General features: G+C 58.5%; 19 protein-coding genes and 5 pseudogenes. 18 read left to right on the top strand and 6 right to left on the bottom strand.

Annotated elements, in window-relative coordinates; translation table 11 throughout:
- Positions 1-297 precede the first annotated feature (297 nt).
- From D8Z78_RS22800 to D8Z78_RS22860, 13 genes and pseudogenes are all read left to right on the top strand, one after another.
- On the top strand, positions 298-840 hold the full coding sequence (locus D8Z78_RS22800) for a transposase (protein ID WP_240672237.1): 543 nt from the start codon (positions 298-300) through the stop codon (positions 838-840).
- 323 nt (positions 841-1,163) lie between these two features.
- Positions 1,164-2,054 (top strand): hypothetical protein, encoded by an 891-nt coding sequence (locus D8Z78_RS22805; protein WP_128910894.1) that lies wholly within the window; start codon positions 1,164-1,166, stop codon positions 2,052-2,054.
- A 42-nt stretch (positions 2,055-2,096) separates the two neighbouring features.
- On the top strand, positions 2,097-2,726 hold the full coding sequence (locus D8Z78_RS22810; protein WP_121633639.1) for a hypothetical protein: 630 nt from the start codon (positions 2,097-2,099) through the stop codon (positions 2,724-2,726).
- An 11-nt stretch (positions 2,727-2,737) separates the two neighbouring features.
- A complete protein-coding gene (locus D8Z78_RS24905) occupies positions 2,738-3,220 on the top strand; it encodes a MotA/TolQ/ExbB proton channel family protein (protein WP_206169727.1) in 483 nt (160 codons plus the stop codon).
- A 49-nt stretch (positions 3,221-3,269) separates the two neighbouring features.
- Positions 3,270-3,701, top strand: coding sequence for a hypothetical protein (locus tag D8Z78_RS22820; protein ID WP_164933068.1), 432 nt, complete (start codon positions 3,270-3,272; stop codon positions 3,699-3,701).
- The gene (locus tag D8Z78_RS22825; RefSeq protein ID WP_121633633.1) at positions 3,698-4,330 is read left to right on the top strand and encodes a hypothetical protein; all 633 of its coding nucleotides are present in this window, start codon (positions 3,698-3,700) and stop codon (positions 4,328-4,330) included. The genes D8Z78_RS22820 and D8Z78_RS22825 overlap by 4 nt, the downstream gene beginning before the upstream one ends.
- Before the next feature lie 206 nt (positions 4,331-4,536).
- Positions 4,537-5,283 (top strand): hypothetical protein, encoded by a 747-nt coding sequence (locus D8Z78_RS22830; protein WP_128910895.1) that lies wholly within the window; start codon positions 4,537-4,539, stop codon positions 5,281-5,283.
- 32 nt (positions 5,284-5,315) lie between these two features.
- Positions 5,316-5,741 carry a hypothetical protein gene (locus tag D8Z78_RS22835; RefSeq protein WP_128910896.1) on the top strand — a complete coding sequence of 142 codons (426 nt, stop codon included), beginning with the start codon at positions 5,316-5,318 and terminating at the stop codon, positions 5,739-5,741.
- A gap of 7 nt (positions 5,742-5,748) precedes the next feature.
- Positions 5,749-8,064 (top strand): ABC transporter ATP-binding protein, encoded by a 2,316-nt coding sequence (locus D8Z78_RS22840; protein ID WP_121633628.1) that lies wholly within the window; start codon positions 5,749-5,751, stop codon positions 8,062-8,064.
- 4 nt (positions 8,065-8,068) lie between these two features.
- Complete coding sequence (locus D8Z78_RS22845; RefSeq protein ID WP_121633626.1) at positions 8,069-9,079, top strand: hypothetical protein; 1,011 nt, start codon at positions 8,069-8,071, stop codon at positions 9,077-9,079.
- Positions 9,080-9,088: 9 nt separating this feature from the next.
- On the top strand, positions 9,089-11,278 hold the full coding sequence (locus tag D8Z78_RS22850) for a hypothetical protein (protein ID WP_121633624.1): 2,190 nt from the start codon (positions 9,089-9,091) through the stop codon (positions 11,276-11,278).
- Positions 11,275-13,794: a vWA domain-containing protein gene (locus tag D8Z78_RS22855; RefSeq protein WP_121633623.1), complete on the top strand. Its 2,520-nt coding sequence runs from the start codon at positions 11,275-11,277 to the stop codon at positions 13,792-13,794. Before D8Z78_RS22850 ends, D8Z78_RS22855 begins: the two co-directional genes overlap by 4 nt.
- 121 nt (positions 13,795-13,915) lie before the next feature.
- Positions 13,916-14,038: pseudogene (locus D8Z78_RS22860) on the top strand (IS5/IS1182 family transposase); the annotation flags it as partial.
- Between the two features lie 38 nt (positions 14,039-14,076).
- Here the strand turns inward: D8Z78_RS22860 and D8Z78_RS24910 are convergent.
- On the bottom strand, positions 14,077-14,274 hold the full coding sequence (locus D8Z78_RS24910) for a hypothetical protein (RefSeq protein ID WP_206169728.1): 198 nt from the start codon (positions 14,272-14,274) through the stop codon (positions 14,077-14,079).
- Between D8Z78_RS24910 and D8Z78_RS22865 the strand changes: the two are divergent.
- Together D8Z78_RS22865 and D8Z78_RS22870 are read left to right on the top strand one after the other, a co-directional pair.
- Positions 14,197-14,598 (top strand): annotated as a pseudogene (locus D8Z78_RS22865) (transposase); the annotation flags it as partial. The gene D8Z78_RS24910 and the pseudogene D8Z78_RS22865 sit on opposite strands and share 78 nt — an antisense overlap.
- A 10-nt stretch (positions 14,599-14,608) precedes the next feature.
- A complete protein-coding gene (locus tag D8Z78_RS22870; RefSeq protein WP_240672239.1) occupies positions 14,609-14,962 on the top strand; it encodes an alpha/beta hydrolase-fold protein in 354 nt (117 codons plus the stop codon).
- Positions 14,963-15,239: 277 nt separating this feature from the next.
- Here the strand turns inward: D8Z78_RS22870 and D8Z78_RS22875 are convergent.
- The 5 genes and pseudogenes from D8Z78_RS22875 to D8Z78_RS22895 form a co-directional block, all read right to left on the bottom strand.
- A pseudogene (locus tag D8Z78_RS22875) lies at positions 15,240-15,964 on the bottom strand (IS3 family transposase); the annotation flags it as partial.
- Positions 15,965-16,243: 279 nt separating this feature from the next.
- Positions 16,244-17,245: an IS110 family RNA-guided transposase gene (locus tag D8Z78_RS22880; protein ID WP_121633619.1), complete on the bottom strand. Its 1,002-nt coding sequence runs from the start codon at positions 17,243-17,245 to the stop codon at positions 16,244-16,246.
- A gap of 103 nt (positions 17,246-17,348) precedes the next feature.
- Positions 17,349-17,782: pseudogene (locus D8Z78_RS22885) on the bottom strand (transposase); the annotation flags it as partial.
- 190 nt (positions 17,783-17,972) lie between these two features.
- Positions 17,973-18,995 (bottom strand): annotated as a pseudogene (locus D8Z78_RS22890) (IS110 family RNA-guided transposase).
- A 432-nt stretch (positions 18,996-19,427) separates the two neighbouring features.
- Positions 19,428-19,754: a helix-turn-helix domain-containing protein gene (locus tag D8Z78_RS22895; RefSeq protein ID WP_164933069.1), complete on the bottom strand. Its 327-nt coding sequence runs from the start codon at positions 19,752-19,754 to the stop codon at positions 19,428-19,430.
- Between the two features lie 692 nt (positions 19,755-20,446).
- Here D8Z78_RS22895 and D8Z78_RS22900 point away from each other — a divergent pair.
- The 3 genes from D8Z78_RS22900 to D8Z78_RS24785 are packed head-to-tail and all read left to right on the top strand — an operon-like array spanning position 20,447 to position 22,454.
- Complete coding sequence (locus D8Z78_RS22900) at positions 20,447-21,205, top strand: helix-turn-helix domain-containing protein (protein WP_121633613.1); 759 nt, start codon at positions 20,447-20,449, stop codon at positions 21,203-21,205.
- Positions 21,206-22,315, top strand: coding sequence for a DnaB-like helicase N-terminal domain-containing protein (locus tag D8Z78_RS22905; RefSeq protein ID WP_121633611.1), 1,110 nt, complete (start codon positions 21,206-21,208; stop codon positions 22,313-22,315).
- The gene (locus D8Z78_RS24785) at positions 22,284-22,454 is read left to right on the top strand and encodes a hypothetical protein (protein WP_164933070.1); all 171 of its coding nucleotides are present in this window, start codon (positions 22,284-22,286) and stop codon (positions 22,452-22,454) included. Before D8Z78_RS22905 ends, D8Z78_RS24785 begins: the two co-directional genes overlap by 32 nt.
- The last annotated feature ends 197 nt before the right edge of the window (positions 22,455-22,651 follow it).

Here is a 22,651-nt window from a genome sequence, read left to right on the forward strand (position 1 = left end):
TTTCAGTCCCATGGTTCGTCTCCTTTGCTGCAATAAATGCTATCAAAGGAGCGGCATCAAACCGCGACACGTCCAGAACTCCTTGCTGAACGTTCGTCTCTTCATTTGCTGTCTCCAGTCTCGTGGTCACGATCTTATCTTCGTGTCCACGAAACCGGCAGCAGGCCATGATGCTCCATCCTACTCAAGAGTTGGAGCCTCCGGCAAACCCGGCGCGGTTCAAAAGGCCGCATTCTTCCAGCGGAAAAGCTGCGCCTTCTCAGAGCTTTGAAGACCAAGAGAGCGCAGTTGGTCGAGATGCGCAAACGGCTGCTGGCCCAAATCCGTGCGCATCAGAAGCTCGGCACCGCCGTGATGTTCGAGGACGTCGACACCGAGTTGAAGCAACGGATTGACAGGCTAATCAAGGAACTGGAAGACAGGATCACCCGAGCCATCGCGAGCGATGAACGCCTGTCGGAGATCACCGGTGTTCTCCGTTCCATCCCGGGGATCGGCCCGGTTGCCAGCACGATGCTGATCGCAGAAATGCCCGAGATCGGCACCATCACCGGCGAACAGGCTGCCGCACTCACCGGTTTGGCGCCGGTCGCGCAGGATAGCGGAACCCTTCGCGGAAAACGTTCCATCGCTGAAGGGCGCCGCGCCCAGAGGCACGTGATGTTCCAGGCGGCCTCGGTCGCGGCACATCACAACCCGAGCCTGAAATCCTTCGCGGATCGCCTCCGCAAGGCCGGAAAACCGCACAAGGTCATCATCACCGCCGTCGCCAGAAAGCTGGTCACTATCGCAAACGCCTTGTGCAAGAGCCGTCAGAAATGGACCGCCGCAATGGCGTGAGAGATACAGTTGCTAGAACATTGCGTGAGACTGATACCAACGGGTCGCGAACATCCAAATCCGTTTCGCCGTCCTGAACTGTTACACCGCTCTCAGCATACCAGTTGCCGAACTCACAGGCAAAACCCGTCCGGACAAAGGGAAGTACAGTCACACGCCGATTTGTGCACCAAAGGCGACCAGCTCTGGCCTTCAATCGCCAGAGGCATTAGTAGACGGCTTCTCCAACGTAAACAACATCATGCGCTATTTTCAGGTGCAAACATTTGATGAGGCAAGTCAACGGTGGTTGATAAATTAATGGTTGCTTGGGCTGCGTTAGTATGATCAGCTTGGTGCGGTTAATGCTGCTGAATTTACACCGTTTAGTGGAGGATTGTTCGATTCGAGTAGTTTTTCTTTTCTCGGTATTCGTGCTTTTTGGCGTTCCCGGGTTTTGCCGGGACTACCTTACTTTGTGCACTCAGAATTCGTTGCAATTGCTTTGCTCAGAGACATGTCGGTCTGCGTGCAACGATCTTCGATATTCCGACGGCAACCAGAACTATTGCTCAACCGAACTTAAAGGGCGCGACGACGCAAGCTGTTCGGCAATCTTCGCGGCCGTCGAGGTGCCTGAGTCTCTCCTGGCGCCAGCGGTCGTCGAAGAGCCGTCTCCGGCTGATGAGTGTAACAAACTTGAGCGTATTCGAGACCAGATTCTGTGTCGCCAGCAGAGTCAAACCAGCGAGAACCCTCGCCCCAACTGCTCCGACACGCCGCAAGCGCTGGAACAGGAGGCGGCTTTGTTGTCGACAATGGTGGAGCAAGAACTGAGCCAATACGGCGAACTGCTGACACGCGACTACAGTGATGTCAGCAATCGAGACCTTTTGTGTGAATTCAGCATGCCGGAACTCGAGGAGAATTACGTGTTGGCCACGGACGACCCCGAAAGCCTGCGAGTCACCCAAGAGAACACCCGTGAGCTACAAGAGTGCAGAAAGGAATGGGAGGCGTATTATCGCAATCGCTCGCAGCGTGGTGATACGTCGGATAGCCTGACGGATAACTTAGTGCGTGACAGTCAGGAGACCATGCGGCCACTTACGGAACGTATGCAGGAATTGTCTCGTTCGATCAGCAATCTGGAGCGCGCGGGCGCAACCATCGAGAACCTGATTTTGCTTCATTACGATTGGTGTCCTTCGGCAGGCGTTCCAACCAACCCGTGACGATCTAATGATTAATTAGCTCCATGGCCAAAGGAGATGACCATGACTATTCGCAAACTCTTTCCCTCGGCGCTTTTGGCCACAGTATTGATGACCTCGCCGCTCTTGGCACAGGAAGACGGATCGGATGCCGACCGTCGCGCCGAAGCCGTGCAGCGCGCCGAGCAGATTGATGCGCTGATGACCGATCTCGAAGCGCGTGCGGCCTCTTTTCCCGAGGTTCTGGAAGCGTTGCGCCAAGGGCGCGCCAATATCGAACAGGCCGATGAGACGGTGGCGCAGCTGATCGCCCGTCTGACGGAGGTAACGGACGCGATGGAGGACGATTCCGAGTTTGACAATGCAATTGACGGATATCGTGAGGAAACTCAAAGCCTGATCGATCAGGCCGAGGCATCGGACAACGACGCTATCCGCGGTGTCATCCCGACATTGCGCGACACGCTGCGCAGCCTCGATAGCGATGATCGTAGCCGCGCAGAAACAGTGATTGAAGCGCGCAATGTGATTGCCGCGCTGGAAGAAAACCGCGAAGCCATCGCCTTTTTTATCCGGGCTGGAGAGGTGACCCGCGCGGCAGAGCTCATCTCGACCAATGTGGCGGAATTCGGTGATATCGTCGCACGTGGCCGTGCAGTGGCGACGGGCATCATTAGCGCAGCAACGCCATAAGGTCGGGGTTCGTGTCGCGCGGCGCTTTGATTGCCCGGGATGCTTTGGGGGTCCTGTTAGTTGTTGCCGGTCTTGCATGGCTCTATGCCAGTTGGCAAGGCGGAATTCTGACGGACTCCGAAGCTTGCGATGGGCTGCCCTATATTCAGGGGGTCTGGTGTCGCAGTCCCGGAAACCCACTCCAATTCCTGCTGCTTTCCGCGGCGCTTGCCGTGTTGCCACATTATTTTTGGCATCGCTGGATCGTCCGCCGAGGACCAATGTCGGCTTACGATCACTTTGCAGCGTGGGGCCAGACCGTGCTTACGTCTTTGGGCTTTCTGGGCACGGTCATCGGCGTTTCCCTTGCGGTTGGGGGGCTGAGGGATGCGATGCTGGAGCAGGATCCGACCAGCCTTATCGTCGGCCTTTCGACTGCTTTCGATACCACATTCCTCGGACTGGTAGGGGCCATCCAGTATCTTGTCCTGCGCCAATTGACGTCTGAGACCTGAGCCGATGACCGCAGGGGGGCGAACCATGTCATCCGGATTTGCCATCGCCATGACAGACCTCTTTTTCTCCTCTTCGGGTGCGCTGCTGCTGGTATTGGCCATGCTGCGCCCGACGCCTGACGTGCCGTTACCGATTCAAGCAGACATCTTAGCCCGATGCCCAACATCCGAGGTATCGTCTGAGGACGACGTTGCCTTGATCTTGGAAACCCCAGACGGCACGCGACGGCTTGCTTTGAGTTCCATGGATGAACTCGCGTGGGCGTCACAGGGCTTGGGTCTCGCACCAGCATTATTCTACACCATCGCGCTGATTCCCGATGGGGCCGGCAAGCTTTCGGCAAGTTGCCTTGAAAGGGTGCAGAACGAAGTGGTGCGCAAACACAATTCCCAGATCAACAACCGGTTGGACCGAGGCTCTGCTCGACCGGTTTTTGGTCTCACAGTTGTGTCAGGACAGGAGGCCATGTCTGACCTATGAGCGAACGAGCCGATGAAACTGCGTCGATCGACTTGGCCATGGCATTCTTTAGCGCGGTGCTCGTTTTGTTCGTCTTTGTCAAATTTAACACCATTCCGGACCCACGGGATCCCGTTGAGGTATCGACGGGGCAGGAGGTTCCAACGCTTACGGCCCAGCCCGCCACATGGCAGACCATCAATCGCCGAGGTGGCTTTGGCTTGTATGTCGGCCAGGAGCTCACTGTATTTGACATGGCGGCTGTCGGAGAAGGGATTGTGGATAAGTTGAAAAGTGCGCCGGTCCCTGGACAAAGTGGCCTGAGTCTTGGCTTTACGGGCACATCGCCCGAAAGCTTTGACCTGCTCTGGGGCTTTGTGCCTGCAACACCGCCAGAGGCGTGGAAGGACTTCGTCGTTCCCGCCGCCGACTTGCAGGACGGAGCGTGTCCAGACGGAGTCCCACAGGCGCTGAACGTGTTCGTTTGGGGACAATTGGACGACTTGATACCTTTGACGCGCTTTTCCGAGCGCTGCGGGCTAAGCTTGCGCTTTGAACTTTTCGATCCAAAGCGCGGCTTAGAGAAGCGCTCGGACAGAGCGGTCGCCCTGCAACCCCTGTCGTATAAGGGCGAACGGGTGTTCCGATGAAGCAGTGGACCGCAGCGATCTTCCTATTGGCTATGGGTTGGTGCGGCCCGGTTGTGGGGCAGGCGGTCACGCAATGCGGGCTTGAGCTTTGCCCGCCACCCCCACCTCCCCCCAAGCCGCCTCCTTGCCCAGAATGTGAACGATCTAGGGACCAAATTGAGGACGGATGCAACAGCGATGGCGTGGCCTATGCGTCGGGGGCTGCCATGCGCCAGAGCGTGATCGGTGTGGACTGGCCTGATTTTGTCCGCAAGAACGCGGCTGCGGCAGCGCTACAATCGGACTGGCAAACGGCCACCCGGTTCCTTCAGGCTGCTCGGGAAAGCCCAGGGTTGAACGGTGTGCAAACCGATATTCTGACTAATTTGACCATCCAGATGGCGCTGGAATTTGGCGAGAAAGAACAGGCGCGCGTGTTGCTTGTCGCAGCCGGAACGCCACCCCGATTGAGGGCCGGACTGCGGTCTGACCGATTGTTTTGGCAGGCCGTGCTGGCATCGGATCAAGCCGCGCCGGACAAATGGCGCGATGAGATTTCGCCACTCCTGGATCAGGCGTGGATCGCTGACAAGTCGAGTTTTCAAGTAAGAGTCTGGCGGGTACGGGCATGGCTTGAAGCAGAATCTTGGCAACAGGGGCAATCCTGCGAGGCTCTGACCTCAGAACTGATGAATACGCTTCTGGACCTGACCGAAGGCAGCGCTTGTCCATTGATGTTGGGTCACATCTGGCACGTTATCGAACGCGCCCTGCAACGTCAGGTTCCGCAAGACGTTCAGAAACCGCAGGACGTGTGGCTGAGTTTTGCCAACGGACTGGTGGCTCTGTTGATTGGTGACGGTCCCGTGCTGGCCGCGCGCAAAATGGCACTGGCCGACGCTTCGCCGAGTGCAACTTGTGCCGAGGTGGCCCTAGCCCGTCTGGCGCAGGTCGAAGCTGAGGTCGGGCAGTGACCGGGCTTAGCGCGATATCATTCACCAGCCTCTTGGGCGCGCTTCTGGTGACTGTTGGTTTGCTCATTCTTCATGATCCTCGGCGCCCCGTCTTGGCACAGGCCTTGGTTACCATCGCGGCGATGCTCGGATGGGGCGCGCTGTGGGGGGGGGCTCTGACGTTCGGACCCAACCTGCATGACTTTGCCAAAGGAACGGTCGGCCCGGCGACCATCGCGTTGACCATCGCCGGGGCAAGCTGGGTCTGTGTCGTGACCTTGCTGCTGTTGATCGGACGCAAGCGGACGCCTGCACCCGCCGAGCGGCGGGCCTTGTTGGGGGTGCTCGCCCTCAGCTGGTTTTGTGCGCTGCTACTGCCTTTTTTGGGGCAGAACGGAGCTTGGCCCCCGTCATCGGTGCGGCTGGCGGTCGGTGCGGCCGGACTGGCCTGGCTGATTTCGATTTTTGTAAAGGTATAACCGTCGCATGTTCATTCTGAAAAACGTCTATTACTCCTATTCAGGCGCAAGTTGGGCTGACCTCAAGACCTGTAGGGATCGCGTGCCGGGCGTACTTGTCGAGAATCTGGTGATTGCACCGGACGGGGTGACAGCCATCATCGGGCCGTCCGGTTCTGGAAAGACCACGCTTCTGTCGTTGCTCAGCGGCTTCATCGCACCGCAATTCGGCCCCGAGGGTGTTCTAAGCTTCAACGGCACGCCGCTATGGCAGCTCCGCAAATCGTTCACCGCTGTGTCCTTCGTCTTTCAGTCGCCGATGTTGCTGGGTGCCGGCAGCGCTGTTCTGAACATGCTGCCGGGCCGTGTCGCGGGGCGGGGCGCGGACTGGATCGAAGCAGACGAACTCGGAGACATCGTTTCGGAAGTGCGCGACCTTGGGCTGTCCGGTGAGGATCGGCACCTGCTGGCCAAGCGCAGCCGGGATCTGTCAGGCGGAGAAAAGCAGCGCGTTGCCATTCTGCGGGCGCTGATTGCCAACCGCCAGGCCATTCTATGCGACGAACCAACCTCCAGCCTCGATGACAGCAACGCCGATCTTGCCATGGGCGCACTGCGCAATTGGTCGCATTTGCGCAAACGCCCGGTGATCTGGGTGACGCATGATTTGGATCAGGCAGCGAAATATGCAAAGCACTATGTCTTTGTCTCTGCGGGGCGAATCCATCGCGCGGAGGAGACACAGCTTGCCCAGCTAAACTCCGAGAATGTGGCGCAGCGACTTGCCGCTCTGCGCGAGATTTCAGCCGGGTTGTCCGGTGCGCCAGACACAGAGACATCGCGCCCGGACATGCCAACGCCCGAAAGGCCGATCCGGATCGGACGACTGCGGTTTGCCTCGTGGATTGCGCACGCGCTGTCGACGGATGGACTGCGGGCGGTGCGGGCGGAATGCGGTGCACCCGGGGCGCTGTTGCCGCCCGCGCAAACCGCCTTGGTGCGCGCGATCGACCCCGATCACATCGCGCCGATGTCGACCCCACGGCGGTGGTGGTGGCAAGCCCAGTCCTATAGCGGCTTTGGGCTAGCGCTGATCGTTCTGGTCTTGATGACGCAGATATTTGCTGCCGGGTTCGGTGGCATGATCGCGAATCGCTACAGTGCAGAACGCCTGCGTGATCCGGCGGTGGCGCGGATCGGCTTCGTACACAAGTCGCTGCCCAGCAATCTTGGTCGACCAGAGCCGGATGTTCTTTATTCGGGCGAGGATGGAACGATCAAAGCGCTGGAAAGTGACATTCGGGACGAACTGGCCAAGCAGGCCCCCGAAGCTGATCCGGACAGGGTCAAGGTTTTTGGCCGCCGTGCCATTGATTCGTCGAGCCTGATCTTTCTGAACGGTTCGCCGATATGCCGCCAAGCCGTGCCCTTGAACACGGTTGTCCTGAACCGCAACGATCCGATACTGCGTGAAACACGCCTGTCCGACGAAGCGGGCCTGCCATCCGACTTGCAACGCGCGTTGCAAGTCAAAGAACCCGCTATCGCGGGCCTTCCCACGGTGCCACGGTTGTTGATAGACGCTGACTGGCTCGACCTAGTCAGGGAGAAATGTGATTTGCCGGCCAATGCGGTGATCGAGGCTGACTGGGCCGCGGGTCAAGCAGGAGAGTTGAAGAGACTGCGTGTCGAAATTGGCGGCGCGGTAAAGACCTTTCCAACTCTATATCCCAGTGTACCGCAATTGTTGGCAACCGAAGACGCCTTTCAACAGGCCGCGCAATTGTTCGACAACGATACGCCCGGCGGTTTCCGAACGGCCAACGCCTATTTCCCGGTCGAGGGCTTCGCGGCAACCCGTAAAGTACTGTACGACAAGGGATATACACAAACTGACGACAGCGAGCGCGCTGTCGCGACACTGCGTGACATGGCGCGGGCGGCGGAAACTGTGCCGTTTGCAATTGTTGGCTTCAATCTGGCGGCCTGTGCCGTGGTGTTCATTCTGGTGATCGGTTCACAACTCGAACTGAACAAGCGCGTACTCGCGCTGTTTGTCGCACATGGGTTCCGGCTATGGGAAACCGCGGTGGTGATGCTCATTCATCTGATCCCAGCTGTCTTGCTGGCGGGAGTGGTCTTGTCGGGCAGTGTTTTGCTTTTCTGGGGCGGAGTGAAGCAATGGTTGCCGGCTAAGATGCTCGGGTTGGAGTTGGTCCGAAATCTGGCTTTGTCAGCGACGGTCGGGCTGGTCATCGTTGCGGCAGTGGTGACCATTTGCGGCGTCGTGGCTATTTGGTGGTATCGTACACGCGATCACCTCAAAAGCTACTTGCAGGAGTGATAATATGACCAAGGGCCAGAGTTTCTACGCTTGTTGCCTTGCCTTGGCCCTGCTTGCAGGGCAGGGGGGCGCCCAGAACTTCGATGCACCGCCAACGCAGGAGCCGATCGGGCAGGCGGACAAGCCGCCCGTGATTCAGCCGAACCCAGCGGTCGTTGAAGATAGCGTATTGGGCATCAATCCTGCCGCTGAGGCCGCCCCTGAGCCGAACGCCGTGGGTGAACCGGTGGACATGCTCAGAAGCGAGGCGGAACCTGTGCCAGCCGGCGAAATCGAGGTTGATCTAAACGACAAATCAGCGCCTGTCGCAGAATCAGAACCTCGCTCCGCCAGTCCAGAACTCGCAGCTTGCAACGCAAGCAACGAGGCGCTGGTTGCTGTGATCCAAGACCTAACCAAAGATGTCCAATGCCTCAATGTCACAGAATTGCGTGCGGAACTCGGAACTTGCACCGGAAATCTGAACGACGCAAACGTGGAACTGCGGGTGCAAAAGAAATCCAATATTCGCCTGAACGAAGCGCTTGCCGCATGCGAAGATGCGAGAGTATCCGAAGAGGCCGTGGCCGAGTTGGAGGCGCGCCTGCTTGCGGCGCGAGCGGACTTGGAGCAGGTCCGCAAGGAACTGGACTTCTCCGAAGTCGAACGCGACGCGGCGCAAACCGCCCTTGCCAAAGCCGAAGCGCAGGTTGCGCGGCTTGAAGAGCGCCTGACCTTGCAGGGCATCACGCCGGAGCCGGACTTTGCCTATGCCGGTGGAGTGTCTGACAGCTTTGTCTTGCCGAGCGACGCAGCGGCGCTTGTGCGCCCCGAGCTTCGTCTGCCGGTCGACCGCTGTGCCGAGGCGTTGGAATGGCTTGACACGCGCAAAGGCATAGACCGGCCGTTTTTGACGCAGCTTTGGGTTTGGGAGCGCCCCGATGCAGACCCTCAGGTTTGTGCGCCCAGACAAGGTGGCGGGGTGATCATAAAGCCGAACCCACGCGAGCAGGCGCATGTTGTAATTTTCAGGTGAGGGGAGAACATGAATAACGCGTTCAAAACCATTGCAACCGGGCTCTTCCTTGGGATCGGCTCGGGCCCTGCACTGGCCCAAGACATTCCGACCTTCGATTGCAAGGCGGGGATTGAGATGCTCGCCGGGGACAATGGCAAAATAATGACAGGAATTGATGAACAACCGGTGACGCTTCTCGTCAGCAACCGTCTCAGGACGGAGATAGGTGATCCTAATGATCCCGTTTCTTTGATTGAAAATTGGGACAGGGACGGACCAATCGTGGCAGGATCGGCTCAGGCCATGCTTGATGGGACGACGCTCTCATGTGCATTTATGCTAGCCGAATTTCGTGTGGGAGAGTCGCAGCAGGCGGACGAAATCGGGCACCTGATCACGGATACGAAAGAGCGTTCTGCGCGATATCCGATATTTCTTCTACAAAAAGTGAACACCTCGGAAACACATGACCGGTTTTTGTCGGGCTGGCGCAACAGTGCATACCGTATTGGGGTCAGCTTCAAGCCTATATCCAGTGCTGGCCGAACGCTAGCAGAGGCATCGACCTTCACAAAAGCAGATTTTTTGGGGTCGGATTGGCGTGGTTCACGAGGAAAGGTTAATCACGTGTCATTCGATATGGATGTGTTCATGAATCGAGTTGCAAGCGACGAGTTGCGAGCCAGGCTTGAACCATACAAAGACGTTGGACAGGTGACCCGAGGGGCGATCATCCTGTGTGAGCCAGCTTGCGAGATCTTCGCCGGGCTGAGTGTAGATGCGTCCGGAAACGGCCAGCCCATTGCCCAAGATAAGGCTACGGGCGGCAATTTTGGCAGAAGCGACAGCCGCGCTGCCATTGACGAAGCTGTCGAGGGGATCATTTCGCCGCCGCCGAAACCGATTGACGGCGGCGCGGTTACCTTCGGACTGTTCAGCGAGAATTCCAATGGCAAGCTGTCGGCAATTGATGTGGACAGGTTCGGCAAGGACGGTCTGGCTTGCTTGGTAAGAGGAATGACGCAGCCAGCCACCATCTTTACAAGCGAACCGGACTGCACTGCTGGCATGTTGGACTTGATCGCGCGGGACGCGGCGCTTGTCGAAATTGATACCGATGGCAATTGGATACTTAAAAAAGGTGCCGCGCTGGTCGAACCCGATTCCATAGCTGTCAAGTTGCCTGCTGGGGGAAATCCGTCGCAATGCACACTGGATTTCGTCTATCAATCTAGGTCGGGACAGGTCCGAACTGTATTTCTTGACCCCGTTTCAGGTGCGCAAGGCCTGTTCTCGGGGCATTTCGCCGATCCGGTTGCACAGCAGAACGGCACCGTCAGTGGCACCATAAAGGTCAATGATGTTGCCGCCTGCGGAAGCGGCGACCAAACCGTGACACTGCCCGCCGCGCTGGTTCTAGACTTGAAGCTTGGCGGTGATACCGGCGGGGGGCGTGGGATTGCTTACCTTTTCGCGCAGAATGCATCCGAGTTGGAAGACAAGATCGGCCCTTTCTCGTCACAAGCTGATCAAGTGGCTCGTCCAATTGTAACCGCGCTTGGAGATGCACATGATCGAATGACGGCAGATTACGGAGACAAGCCGTGGCTTTTGACCAGTGCATCCCTTGACAAAGGCGGCCCTGCCAGCCCATTGCCGCTAATCGACCTGAAAGCAGAGGTTCTGCGGGATCAGGTGGGACAACGCTTGAAAGAGGGTATTATCGACAGTGGAGCGCTGCATAGCATTGCTGATACCCGTCTTCCCAATCGAGTCGATGACATTCTGCGGCAGCTATCGGTTTTGGCAGAAAATGCCAGTGACAGTGGCTTGCAAAGGCTGGATATCGTTATGATCGGGGTTCTGGCCGCCAATCCAACGGACGTCTTGCCAGATACCTGTGGCGACAAGATTTATGATCGGATCGCTGATAGCGTGTCCAAGATCGATGAGCTTGAGGTTGTTCTGCACCTGTTCCCCTTGCTGAAGCTTAAGGCCGGACAGGACGGCGTTTTGCCTAACATGCGTCCAATGGCGCTGTCGGCGAGTGCTCCAAGCGGGCTGGGCGGCCCGTATGCATGCGCAAGCGCCCAAGATCATCTGAGGGTTTACCCTTTTGTTGTCGAGTCGTGGCGCAGCGCTGAACCGGCGATGGCACGCTATGGAGTGGCGTTGGGTGATCAGGTCTACTCTGTCTTGGAGGATATCGTGAAATGAATATCTTAAAATTTTTTTTTAGACAGGTGTTGGTTACGGCTACGGCGCTCGTTGCCGTCTTTGCGGGCCTGCAAGCAAGGGCGCAAGTTGGGCTTCCCCCTGGGCAACTATCGCTGAACGATACGACGCAATGCGCTGCGCTTGGTGAAGCGCTAAATGGCAATGAGAGCGGCGGTCAGTGGCTGATCGGTTCGGATGTCACATTTTACGGGCAATCCAATGCGCGCCAACCTATCGACACACGGGATGGTTTATTCGAACCAGTCGGGTGTTATAGCGAGGTCGATCTTGGCAGTACGCGGCGGATTTTTGTTGCCAATGGTGACCGCAGCCTGTGCGGCTGGGTCGATGCCAGTCAATTGCTGGATCCTCACGCCCTGTCAGATCGCAAGAGCGCCGTTTGCGAAACGCCTCGGGCCATGAAACTCGAAGACTTCTGTTCGCCGGAAAATGCCCGGTTCAGCGAGAACCTGATCGACTGCAATGGTGTGCCGCGCGGTTTGCGTGCCAAAGGTGTTTTGATGGGCTCGACGCTGGAAACAGAAACTGGGCCTTACCCGTTCATGACGGCGCCAGTAGGTGGCCGCCAATTGGATTCACGGCTGTTCTTTTCGGTTCTGGAAATCCACGATCTGGCGATGGGGGATCGCAACGCGCCCATGGCGTTGGTGGGTGACGGCGAAGGCGATATGTTCGGTTGGATCAACCTTCGGGCTATCCAACTTTGGCCGACGCGCATCGGCCTTTACTACGACCAAGCGGGTGAAGGGCGAATGTTTCAGGATCAGAAATCGATGATCCAACATATGCGTGATGGTGGCCAAACCCGACCGACAATCGAGCCTGACCTTTCCCCATCCGAGCTTTCTTCTTTTTTGCATGGGAATTTGCCACCTTTGTCTTACCCGCTCGTGCGGATTTCCAGCCCGGACTTGGTTGGCAGTCATCCTGATGACCTGCCTGCCTATCACGAGGTGATCTTTCTAGGCAAATCGGGCGAAGGCTCTGCTACGCAGCTTATGTCCGAAGCACAGCTGGCGCGCGAGGTCGACAAGATCAACCAGCTTAATGTGATGCTTGTCATCGACACGACGGAAAGCATGCGGCCATATCTTTCGGCAGTGCAATCAGGCATTGGCGAGTTCGTGCGCAGCTATAGGTCCCGCAGCCTTAACGCCTCGAACCGGCTACCAGACCTGCGGGTTGGGGTCTATGCCTATAGCGATTTCCAATCGAACGGGGCAACGGCGATGCTTGACCCGATTGTCGCCCAAGAAATCATGCCACCCTCGCGTATCGAGACCGGTTTCGATATCGACGCGCGCCTCGCTCGGGTGGCAGAGCATACCGGGCTCAACGATGCCGCAGGTGGGTTTCCCGAAGCGGCCCTAGAGGCCGTTGTGCAATTGTCCGCCGGTTTCGAGCAAAACCGTGCCTGGTTCGCTGACGGCCCGAGGATCGTCATCCACATGGCCGACCACGGCAGCCGGCCAGCCTTGAACCTGAACGATGTGATAGCACGTCTGAACGCACGGAACGTGTATTACCTGCCGGTCGCCATTTCGACGGATGACGAGGGAAACCCACGCCGCACCACCGCACGCGAGGACTTTGTCAAGCAGGCGCTGACAGTGTTTGCCCCCAATGTCGAGGGCAGCAATGCTTCCGACTTCATGCCAGTGATAGATTTCCGGGATGATGGAGCATTGACTGCAAATACAGTTCAGGCGCAGTTGGATCTGGCCATGGATACTGTTCTTGACGCCACCAACCAACTGCGGGCGCGGGTAACGGGCCGTAGCCCTAAGGATGAGGTTCAGGACGCGGTGGCCTCACGGATACGGATTGATGACCAGATTCTAGAGGATCGCGGGCTAAACCCCGATGATATCGTTATATTCGCAGAAGCCAGTACTGGTTTCGCGCCCAGAGAATTATACCACAATGGTCTATTCAAGACAATTAATTGGACCTATTCTGTCGCGCTCGAACCGAAACAGGCTTCCGACCTCAAGGATCAATTTTCGGCCATGTGCCGCGCTGTCGGCGCGCCGGATCAAGAAGAACAGTTCAGACGCCTGGTTGTTCGACTGGCTGAGAGCTTCTCAGGCGATCAGGTCGTCTCAAATGACGATGTTTTGGCTATACTGTCGGACCTAGCCGAAATTCCGGGCGCAAATCGCAGCTTGTTGGCACAATCACCCCAGACCTTGATTAGCCGTGCGAAAAGCATCGATCCGGTTGTTGTGGACAAGTTGCGGCAGGATGTTTGCTGGGTCAGCTATCATCTGGGTAACATGAGCGCAGGCCTATATGCGCGCCCAGAGCAACTGGCATGGAATGGCAGCGAATTCGCGCCGAAGGTGGGCGAACAACCCAGCGGGCGCACATATACGTACAAACCGATCGTCGGGGCGGAGACGGTTTATTTGCCGAACTTCTTTTTCTACCTATCGGATTACGCTGAGAGGACATCGGAAGAACCGTCTGGGCCGTGCATTTTCGACTGCAACTGAACCGGCAGACTGAAGTTATGAGTGCACCTACCGGCTATATGCACAAATCCTGTGTCGAATTCATCCCGTGAATCCAGCATGGTAGCTGGGACGCATGAGCAGACCGGCACCGCCCGCCTAGATGACAAGGAACTGGCCAGCTTACAACGAAGCACTGAAGCTCCCTGGCTCACTGACGATCTGGTTCGATCCTGAGATGATCTGGGATGCTGCGCCGTCAGTCAGGCCTGGCCGCCAACAGACCTAAAGTGGCACCGCCATCCAGACGTGCCTGAGAATGGGTCAGCCTTGAACTATATTCAAGTTGCTGATTTGGCGTGAGAACGGCGTGATTTCATTGGCCTTGCGCCGCAGGTTTTCATAGAATTTCCTGCAGAGACCCTGCAATTTCGGACTGCCGCCGTGAAGCACTGCCACCGCGCCACGGAACAGGACTATCTGTTGCGGTCTCGCCTCGTCGATATGATCGACATGCGCCACGAGTTGGTAAAACTGTCCGAGCTGATCGACTGGGAGTGGTTTGAGCGGGAATGGGCGGAATTTTTCCCGTCGAAGGAAGGCCGATCGGTAACGCATCCAAGGCTGGTGGTCGGGTTAATGTACCTGCAGCATGGATATCGCTTGGCGGATGATGCAGTTGTCGCACGCTGGATCGCGAACCCGTACTTTCAGCACTTCATCGGCGAGACGTTCTTTGAGGATCAACCACCGATCCACCCATCGGCGTTGAGCCGCTTGCAGGACCGGATCGGTAAAGAGGGTGCGGAATGGCTGCTGACCAAGACGATCGAAGCGGACCGGGCCGGTCTGGCTGATTGCGCATAGTCAGGGTGGCAACTTCGCCCTCGAAGCCGCCGCGCGTCACCCTGAATTCTTCAAGGGCGTGGTCATCATCGAGCCGGCGTCTGCGCCCGAGGACATCGGAAAAGCGAAACAGGTGCCCCATCTGTTCGTATGGGGCGACTATATCGAGAACTCGCCCACCTGGGTTTCTTACCGCGAACGGGCTGACGCCTATGCCGCTGCGCTCGTCAAAGCTGGTGGGGTTGTCGAGACGCTTGATCTGCCGGCCAACGGTATTCCTGGCAACTCGCATGTCCCAATGATGGATGTGAATTCGGACCACGTCGCAGATTTGGTTCGGGCGTGGATTGACAGGATAAGATAAAGGTTTTCGGGACTTACTCGGATGGCTGCTCCGATGCCCCGAAATTTTGACCTTCATTCCCGATGTCTACCACGGTTCTCATTTAATCCAATGATCGAGTGGATACGGACTGGGAACCGTGCGCATTGACAATTTTCATATGAAAACGACCAACGTGGACAAATCGTGTTTCCAGAACAGGTACTGCACACCCTAAGACCATCGGAAGAATGCTATCCGCCGTGTAAATGTCCACCTTCGGCTTTTGTGGTTGACCTGCCCCCTGCTGGCCCCTCATTCATAACGAGAGTCTGCAGGTTGTATTTTGGTATTCCGGTTCCGTATCTGGCGCAAGCGCGCCGGGCGCGGAGCCCTCAAATTGCTCAAGCGCTCGGCGCGCTTGCTGCGGTGTCTGGTTGGCCAAGGACGAGTGCGGCCTGACCGTGTTGTAGTCGTAGCGCCACAAGGCCAGCTTCCTGCGAACATCGTCGAGGCTGTCGAAGATCTCCTCGTTCAGCAACTCGTCCCGGAGGCTGCCGTTGAAGCTTTCGATGAAGGCGTTCTGCTGCGGCTTGCCCGGATCGATGTAGTGCCACGGTACGGAGTTCTCGTCGGCCCATTTCAGGATGGCCCGACTGGTGAACTCGGTGCCGTTATCGCTGACAATGCAGCCGGGCTTTCCGTAAATCCGGATCAGGGCGCTGAGCTCCCTGGCGACCCGTGCGCCGGAAAGGCTGGTGTCCGCTACGAGGCACAGGCATTCCCGGGTGCAATCGTCGATGACCGCCAGGATCCAGAACTTCCGCGAGGCACCGAAGCTGTCGGATACAAAGTCCAACGACCAGCGTGCGTTGGTCCGCGCGGCAACCGGCATCGGCACCCTCGTGCCGCGCGCCCGTTTCCGGCCTCGCCGCTTTTCACGGACAGCCCGTCCTCGCGGTAGATCCGGTAGAGCTTCTTGTGATTCATGACCATGCCCTTGCGCTCCAGCAGGACGCCGATCCGGCGGTAGCCGAACCGTCGACCATTGTCCTCGGACCATGTATGGATGGCTCCCGCGGGGCAAGGGCGTGTCGGTTGAAGCTGGCATGATTTCGGCTGCGGCCATGTATACGGCGTCTCGATTGCAGCATGGTGGCTGCGCGCCCTGATGAAAGTCCGCGGTCGCTTCGGTCCCAATCAATGGCACGCGCTCTCTGGCGCTCCGGTCCGAACAGGGTGTCCTCGGCGATGTGTCCGTCATTTGCCATCATCTCACGATGCACTTGCCTTTCTGGAGGGGCGTGTGGCCCCTGATCGTGTTCAGGCGGTGGTGGCCGCCCGGAATTCCGTCTTTTTCTTCATCAGCGCGTAGGCCGTGCGCGCAATGCGGTTGGCCAGGGCGATCGCGGCCTGTTTCGGTTTCTTGCGCTGAATGATCTTCCACAGCCAGTCTTCGCCGGGCTCGCCACGGCGCCGGGCGCTGACCTGCGCGATGGCGCCAAGATAGAGCAGTCGGCGCAGATACCTGTTTCCCATCTTGGAGATGCGCCCCAGCCTTTCCTTGCCACCGGTGGAATGCGGTCGCGGAGTCAGGCCCAACCAGGCAGAGATATCCCGTCCCGACTTGAAGTCGGCGATGTCGGGCAGCGCCGAGACCAGCGCACTGGCGGTGATCGGGCCGATCCCGGGGATCGTTTGCAGACGTTGCGCATCTTCATTGCCACGGGCATCTGCACGGATGTCGGCGGTGAGGCCCTCGATCTTCTTCTGCGTGTGGACCAGTTGATCGGCGAGCAGGTTCAGGGCCTTGCGCGCTGGCGCCGGCAGATCGGCCCTGTCACATGCTGCGATCAGACGCTCGACGTTGTGAAACCCCTTCGGGACGACGATCCCGAACTCGCCCAGATGCGCACGCATGGCGTTCACGACCTGGGTCTGCTGGCGCACCAGAAACTCCCGCGCCTTATGGGTCATGAGCCGGGCCTGCGTGTCCTCGCTCTTCACGGGGACAAACCGCATCGAGGGGCGGGATACTGCCTCGCAAATCGCTTCCGCGTCGGCCGCATCGGTCTTGCCCCGTTTCACATAGCTGGGCTGCATCAGCCGAACCTCATGCCCGAGCTTGATCAATTCCCGGGCCCAGTAATGCGCGCTGGCGCAGGCTTCCATGCCGATCAGACACGCCGGCTGGCGCTGAAAGAACTCGAGCATCTGGCTGCGTCTGAGTTGACGGCGCAACGAGGGACGACCCTCGGCGTCAACACCGTGCAGCTGGAAAACGGACTTCGCCAGATCGATCCCGATCGTGATAACCTCGTTCATGGATGGCTCCCTTTGTTGGCCGTGACAACAGCACCCAACATGGCACATTGCGATGCCGGAAGCGGGAGCCATCCACTTCATCAATGGAGCCTTCAATGGACGACCGCTTGCCAGCGATCTCCTGCATCTCCTTGCGAATATTGGCACAGTCTGGCGGGCGTTCACGCCGGACTGTTTTGGGATCTACACCAACAAGCCTGCAGGCCCGTCGTTGCGAGATGTCGTGATCCCGCATCACCTGGAGCGCTGCGTCTCGCCGCTTGGTCAATGTCGTCAGTTCTTTCCCAGCAGGTCTTTCAGCACGACGTTGTCCAGCATGGTATCGGCCAAAAGGCGTTTGAGCTTGGCGTTCTCGTCTTCGAGCGCCTTCAGCCTGGCGGCCTCAGACACTTCCATCCCGCCATACTTGGCCTTCAACTTGTAGAACGTTGCCGTGCTCAAACCATGCCTGCGGCAAACCTCAGCCGTCGGCATGCCTGCATCCTGCTCCTTGATCATTCCGATGATCTGCGCCTCGGTAAAACGGCTCTTTCGCATGTGTCTGCTCCTTCAGGGGTGGCGCAAACTCTACATCACGGTGAGGGATTTCGCGGGGGGCAGGTCAAAACCAAAATTGCGAGCTCGAGGCTCGTTGGATGCCACTGGTTTTCCCGACCCGGATCTGTTCGATCATTTGCCCATAGGGGTGATTGCTCTCCTCACATCGCCGACGCTCCGCCCGCAGCGGTCAGCAGACCGCGCCGGTTGGATCTCGGAAATCTTCTTCGCGCACAAGCATGGCCCAGACCATGCGTGCCATCTTGTTGGCCAGCGCGATGGCCACAAGCATGCGCGGCTTTCGGTTCAGCATACGCGCGAGCCATGATCCGGGCCTGCCGCCGTCGCGGCCTCTCCAATGGACGATCGACATCGCCCCCACGATCAACAGGCGTCGGATGTCGCGCTGTCCCATCTTCGAGGTCCGGCCCAGCTTCTGCTTGCCGCCACTCGAATGCTGTCGCGGCACAAGGCCAAGCCAGGCCGCAAAGTCGCGCCCTCGTCGGAACTCACCGATGTCCGGTGCGAAGGCGGTAATCGCCATCGCGCAGACCGGGCCGATCCCGGGCATGGTCTGGAGCCTCTGGGCTACCCCGTTTTCTTTCGCGGCGGCAACGATACGGTTGTCCAGCTTTTCGATCTCGGCTCCAAGGAGGGCGATCTAATCGAGATAGAGCCGCCCCAAGTGCCGGACCAGGTCCGGCAGGTCATCCTCTTCCAGGCGAAGGGCGAGGCGCTGGACGTTGCCAATGCCCTTACCCAGGACGATGCCGTGTTCGGCAAGATGGCCGCGCAGTGCGTTCACCAGCTGGGTGCGCTGGCCGACGAGCAGATCGCGGGTGCGAAAGAGCATCGCTCGGGCTTGCTGCGCGGCGCTCTTCACCGCCACCGTCCGCATGTTCGGTCGCTGGGCCGCCTCGGCAATCGCTTCCGCTTCCGCGGCATCGTTCTTTTGCCGCTACACGAAGGGTTTGACATAGACGGGCGGGACGAGCCGGATGTCATGGCCGAGCCGGGCGAATTCCCGGCCCCAGTAATGCGCGGTGCCGCAATCCTCCATGGCCACGATACATGGCGGTAGGGCTCCCATGAACTTTGCGAACTGTGGCCGGGACAGCTTCCTGCAGAAAAACCACGCGCCCGTCCGACGTAGCGCCATGAATCTGTAAGACCTGCTTTGCCAGGTCATGCCGACGATGCTAATCTCATCCATGGATGCCTACTCTACCGATGGTGAGATCAGCATCACCATCTTGGCACATCGCGATGCCGTCGGGAGGGGGTACGCACCCCATGAAAATGACCCCCTGTCACAATCAGAAAGACTTAACCTCGCCCCGTTTCCCGCGATTCTCGTACCGTATCGCGCGCGCGTCGAAGTTGAAATATGGTTGTCTCCAGGTGGGAGGGCATTGGTTTGTAGAAAAATCTCCTTCATGGGACTCTGTTTTGCACATCGGCTGATGGCCAAGCTGCCCTTTCCCTTGGAATGCTTGTCGCGGGGCCTCGGTCACGGGTATGCCGAGCGCGATGGTAGCTGTTCCATTGCCGCCAGATCTTCCGGCCCCAAGCGTTTCTATGCGCGAAGAGCCTCGTTTCGGGCAACGGGACTGCACACGGACATGCCTGAACAAGTTCGAAGAAATCAAGCTTTGGTACGTGTCGCTGCTACGAGGGTCTGAGCCATGTTCAGAAGGGCCTGACGGGACTGCTCGTCAAGCTGGTCATACGCGGACATGACCGCCATCCGGCCTTCATCGTGGCCGGGTATGAACAGGATTTCCGACGACGACACTTCCAACGCCTTGGCAAGGTCTTCCAGTCGGCGCTGGTTTAGTTGCTTCTTTTGAAGCTCGATCTCCGTGTAGTACGACACCGACATTCCTGCCTTTTCGGCAACATCGCGTTGGGTGAGACCCTTAGCTTTGCGGATCTCTCTAAGCCGGTTTGTAACATCATTCTTACTTTTCAAAGTGTTGCTCCCGATTGGTCAAGAATAGCGATGAGGTGCGAACTTTCTTCTGGCCAGATTGATCGCTATTTGCGATAAAAACGTGTATGAGGCGCAAAGTGTGTGCTCCAGCGTTCTAGGTTGGATGATCTCCCGCCTCCGTCGGTCCCGATCCGAAAAAGTTGTTTCTTTCGACAGTGCGCCCTATTCTCTTCGCCTTTGACCCATGTCTCGTTGGAGCGATATTTCGAAGTGATGCTGCTTGTATTTTGTCTGGCTCGCCAACAGTCGAAGAATTTGGATACGTCTCGCATCCCGGAGTGTCGCATATGGCGACCAAGACGGCAAGGGGCGGCATCGAAATCAACTAAAGCACAATGGAAGCAGAAACAGACAATACTGGAGGGTTGCATGGTCAAAACCGGAGATAGTGGTGACCTGGAAGCCGACTACTTTCAGCCCACTAGAAGCATCTGCTCGTTGGGGAACTCCGAGCGCAACGCACCGCGCGCAGAGGCTAACCGGGCCACCATAGCGCGATGTCGAACCGACGGCTGGAACGTAGCCAACGACGACGGGGCCGAAGCCTGTGCCGTCTGGGACTTCGCCTGCGAGACCTTCGCACCCAGGCACCAGCCCGCGCCCCTCGGAGACCTGTTCAAATGAGCCGCGTTCGTAGGAATACGCAGTTCGCAGCTATCCCTAACGCTGCCATGCGCGACACCACGATCTCGATCGAGGCGCGCGGCCTGTTGGCCCTGATGATGGGGATGGGGGACGACTGGACCTACCGGATGTCCGACCTGATGAAGCGGTGCCAAGTCGGCAAGGACAAATACCAACGGATGATCAGAGAGCTGAAGGCTGCGGGTTATCTCGAGGTGGTGCCGGTTAAGTCCGATTCCGGGAAAATGGATGGCTTCGATTACGTGATTCACGACGAGCCCGCTTGCCGGGAAAACCGGCAGGCGGTTGAGACGCCTACCGGAGAACAAGGCGACTTAAGAAAACCAAGTTCTAAGAAAACCAATAATAAGACCCCCATACCCCCAGAGGGGGATTTGATCGGCGATTCAGGAAATCAGGATCAGGTCAAGGATCAGACCGATCCGATCGACGAGGGCTTCACCCAATTCTGGGCAAGCTGGCCGAGCCACAAGCGCAAAGCCGGGAAAGTCGACTGCGCCAAGAAATACCGCAAGGCCTGCGAGGGGACGCACCCCAAGGCTGACAAGATCGATCCAGAGACCCTGAACCGCTGCGCCGCCGCCTACGTGGCCGACCTGCGCCGTGAGGGGAAGTTGGACCAGTTTCTCAAGGCCCCACTCGCATGGCTGAACCAGCCGGGCTGGGAGCCGTTCTTGGAAACCTCGACGCCTACGCCGCTGGATGTGCCGCATGGATGCCCGCCCGAGATCGTCGCCCGTGGGGCCAACGCGATCAAGATTTGGAAGCAATACGGGATTCGATGAATGGGCGAGGTTCACCACATGCAGACGACGCAGGGCGTCTCCCAGCGCATCACGCCGCACAACATCGAGCTGGAACAGCAGATCATCGGCGCGATCCTGAACGACAACGATCTCTACCACCGCATCGGCTCGATTGTGACATCCGAGCATTTCTTCGACCCGGTTCACGCTGACATCTTCCGCCGGGCAGTCGAGCGTATTGAGCGGGATCACGTCGCCTCGGCGGTGTCCCTGAAGGCTGACATGGATTCCCACGCTGGCCTCGCCGAGCTGGGCGGCGTTCGGTATCTCGCCCGCATGGCCGGTGGGGCCGTGGCCTCCCATGCCATCGTCGACTACGCGCTGGAGCTGGTCGAGCTGCACCGCCGCCGCCAGATGCTCGGCACGTTCAAGGTGGTGGCCGATGGGTTCCACGCTGGCGAGCTGACCGCCGACAAGGCCGTGGCTGAGCTGGAGCTGCTGGTAGCCGAACAGGAGGAGAGCCGCGAGGAGCCGCGCAGCATGAGCCTCCTCAAAGCCCACACCCGGTCCCTGACCTTAATGAACGAGGCCATGCAGGGCGGCGAACACGGCATCCCAACGGGCATTGCCGATCTCGACCACCGGCTGCCCCTGCGGATGAAACGCTACACGATCCTTGCTGGCTCCACCTCGATGGGTAAGACCGGCTCGGCAATTTCGATTGCCAAGAACGCGGCAGAGCGCGGCTACGGCGTCGGGTTCGCCTCGCTGGAAATGAGCGAAGAAGACCTCGCCAACCGCATCAACTCGATGGACAGTGGCATCCCCTACAAGGCCTACGACCAGCCGATGTCCGAGGCGTCGTTTCGGAAGGTCCAAGCCATACTGATCGTCGATCGATACGGCGGTGATGGATGCTGCCACCGGGATAGCGACCGCGGCTTGCTCGAAGGGGAATTGGGTAGGCTCTCCGGCGCAGCACATGTTGCGCGGTTTCAGCGTCGGGAGTGTCACCGGGGGCATTCTCCTCCTTCGCGCGAGCCCGCTTCCAGGGCTGATCCTCGCCCGGTTCAACTTCATCGAGACCGAGCTGCCCGACTTCGCCACCTTGTGCCAGATGGTCGAGGCCGACCGACTGATCGGTGGTGACATCCTCTACACGAAGAAGGGCGAGCCGGGCGAGGCGCTGGTCAAGCACCGGAACCCGTGTGACTTCCGGGGGTCGGCGGTGGTGCGCTGCCAGCTGCCCACTTTGCGGTTCTTCGACGACCCGCATCCGGCGGCCTGACAGCTACAAATTCGGTCCCAAAAGCGGCAGCTCGGAACCTCGGTTTCGGGCTGCTTTGTTTTTCTGGCCCCATAGAAGCCCCGCGCGCCTCATCAGGCCTTGAAAACCTTTAACTTGCCAGTCCCTCCACCCGCACCACTCTAACCGAATGACCTCGGTGCCGAATTCCACGATCCCATCAGCAAACCCGCATCGTG

Origin of the sequence: Tropicibacter alexandrii (assembly GCF_003667315.2) — a bacterium.
In the GTDB taxonomy this organism is placed as follows: domain Bacteria; phylum Pseudomonadota; class Alphaproteobacteria; order Rhodobacterales; family Rhodobacteraceae; genus Tropicibacter; species Tropicibacter alexandrii.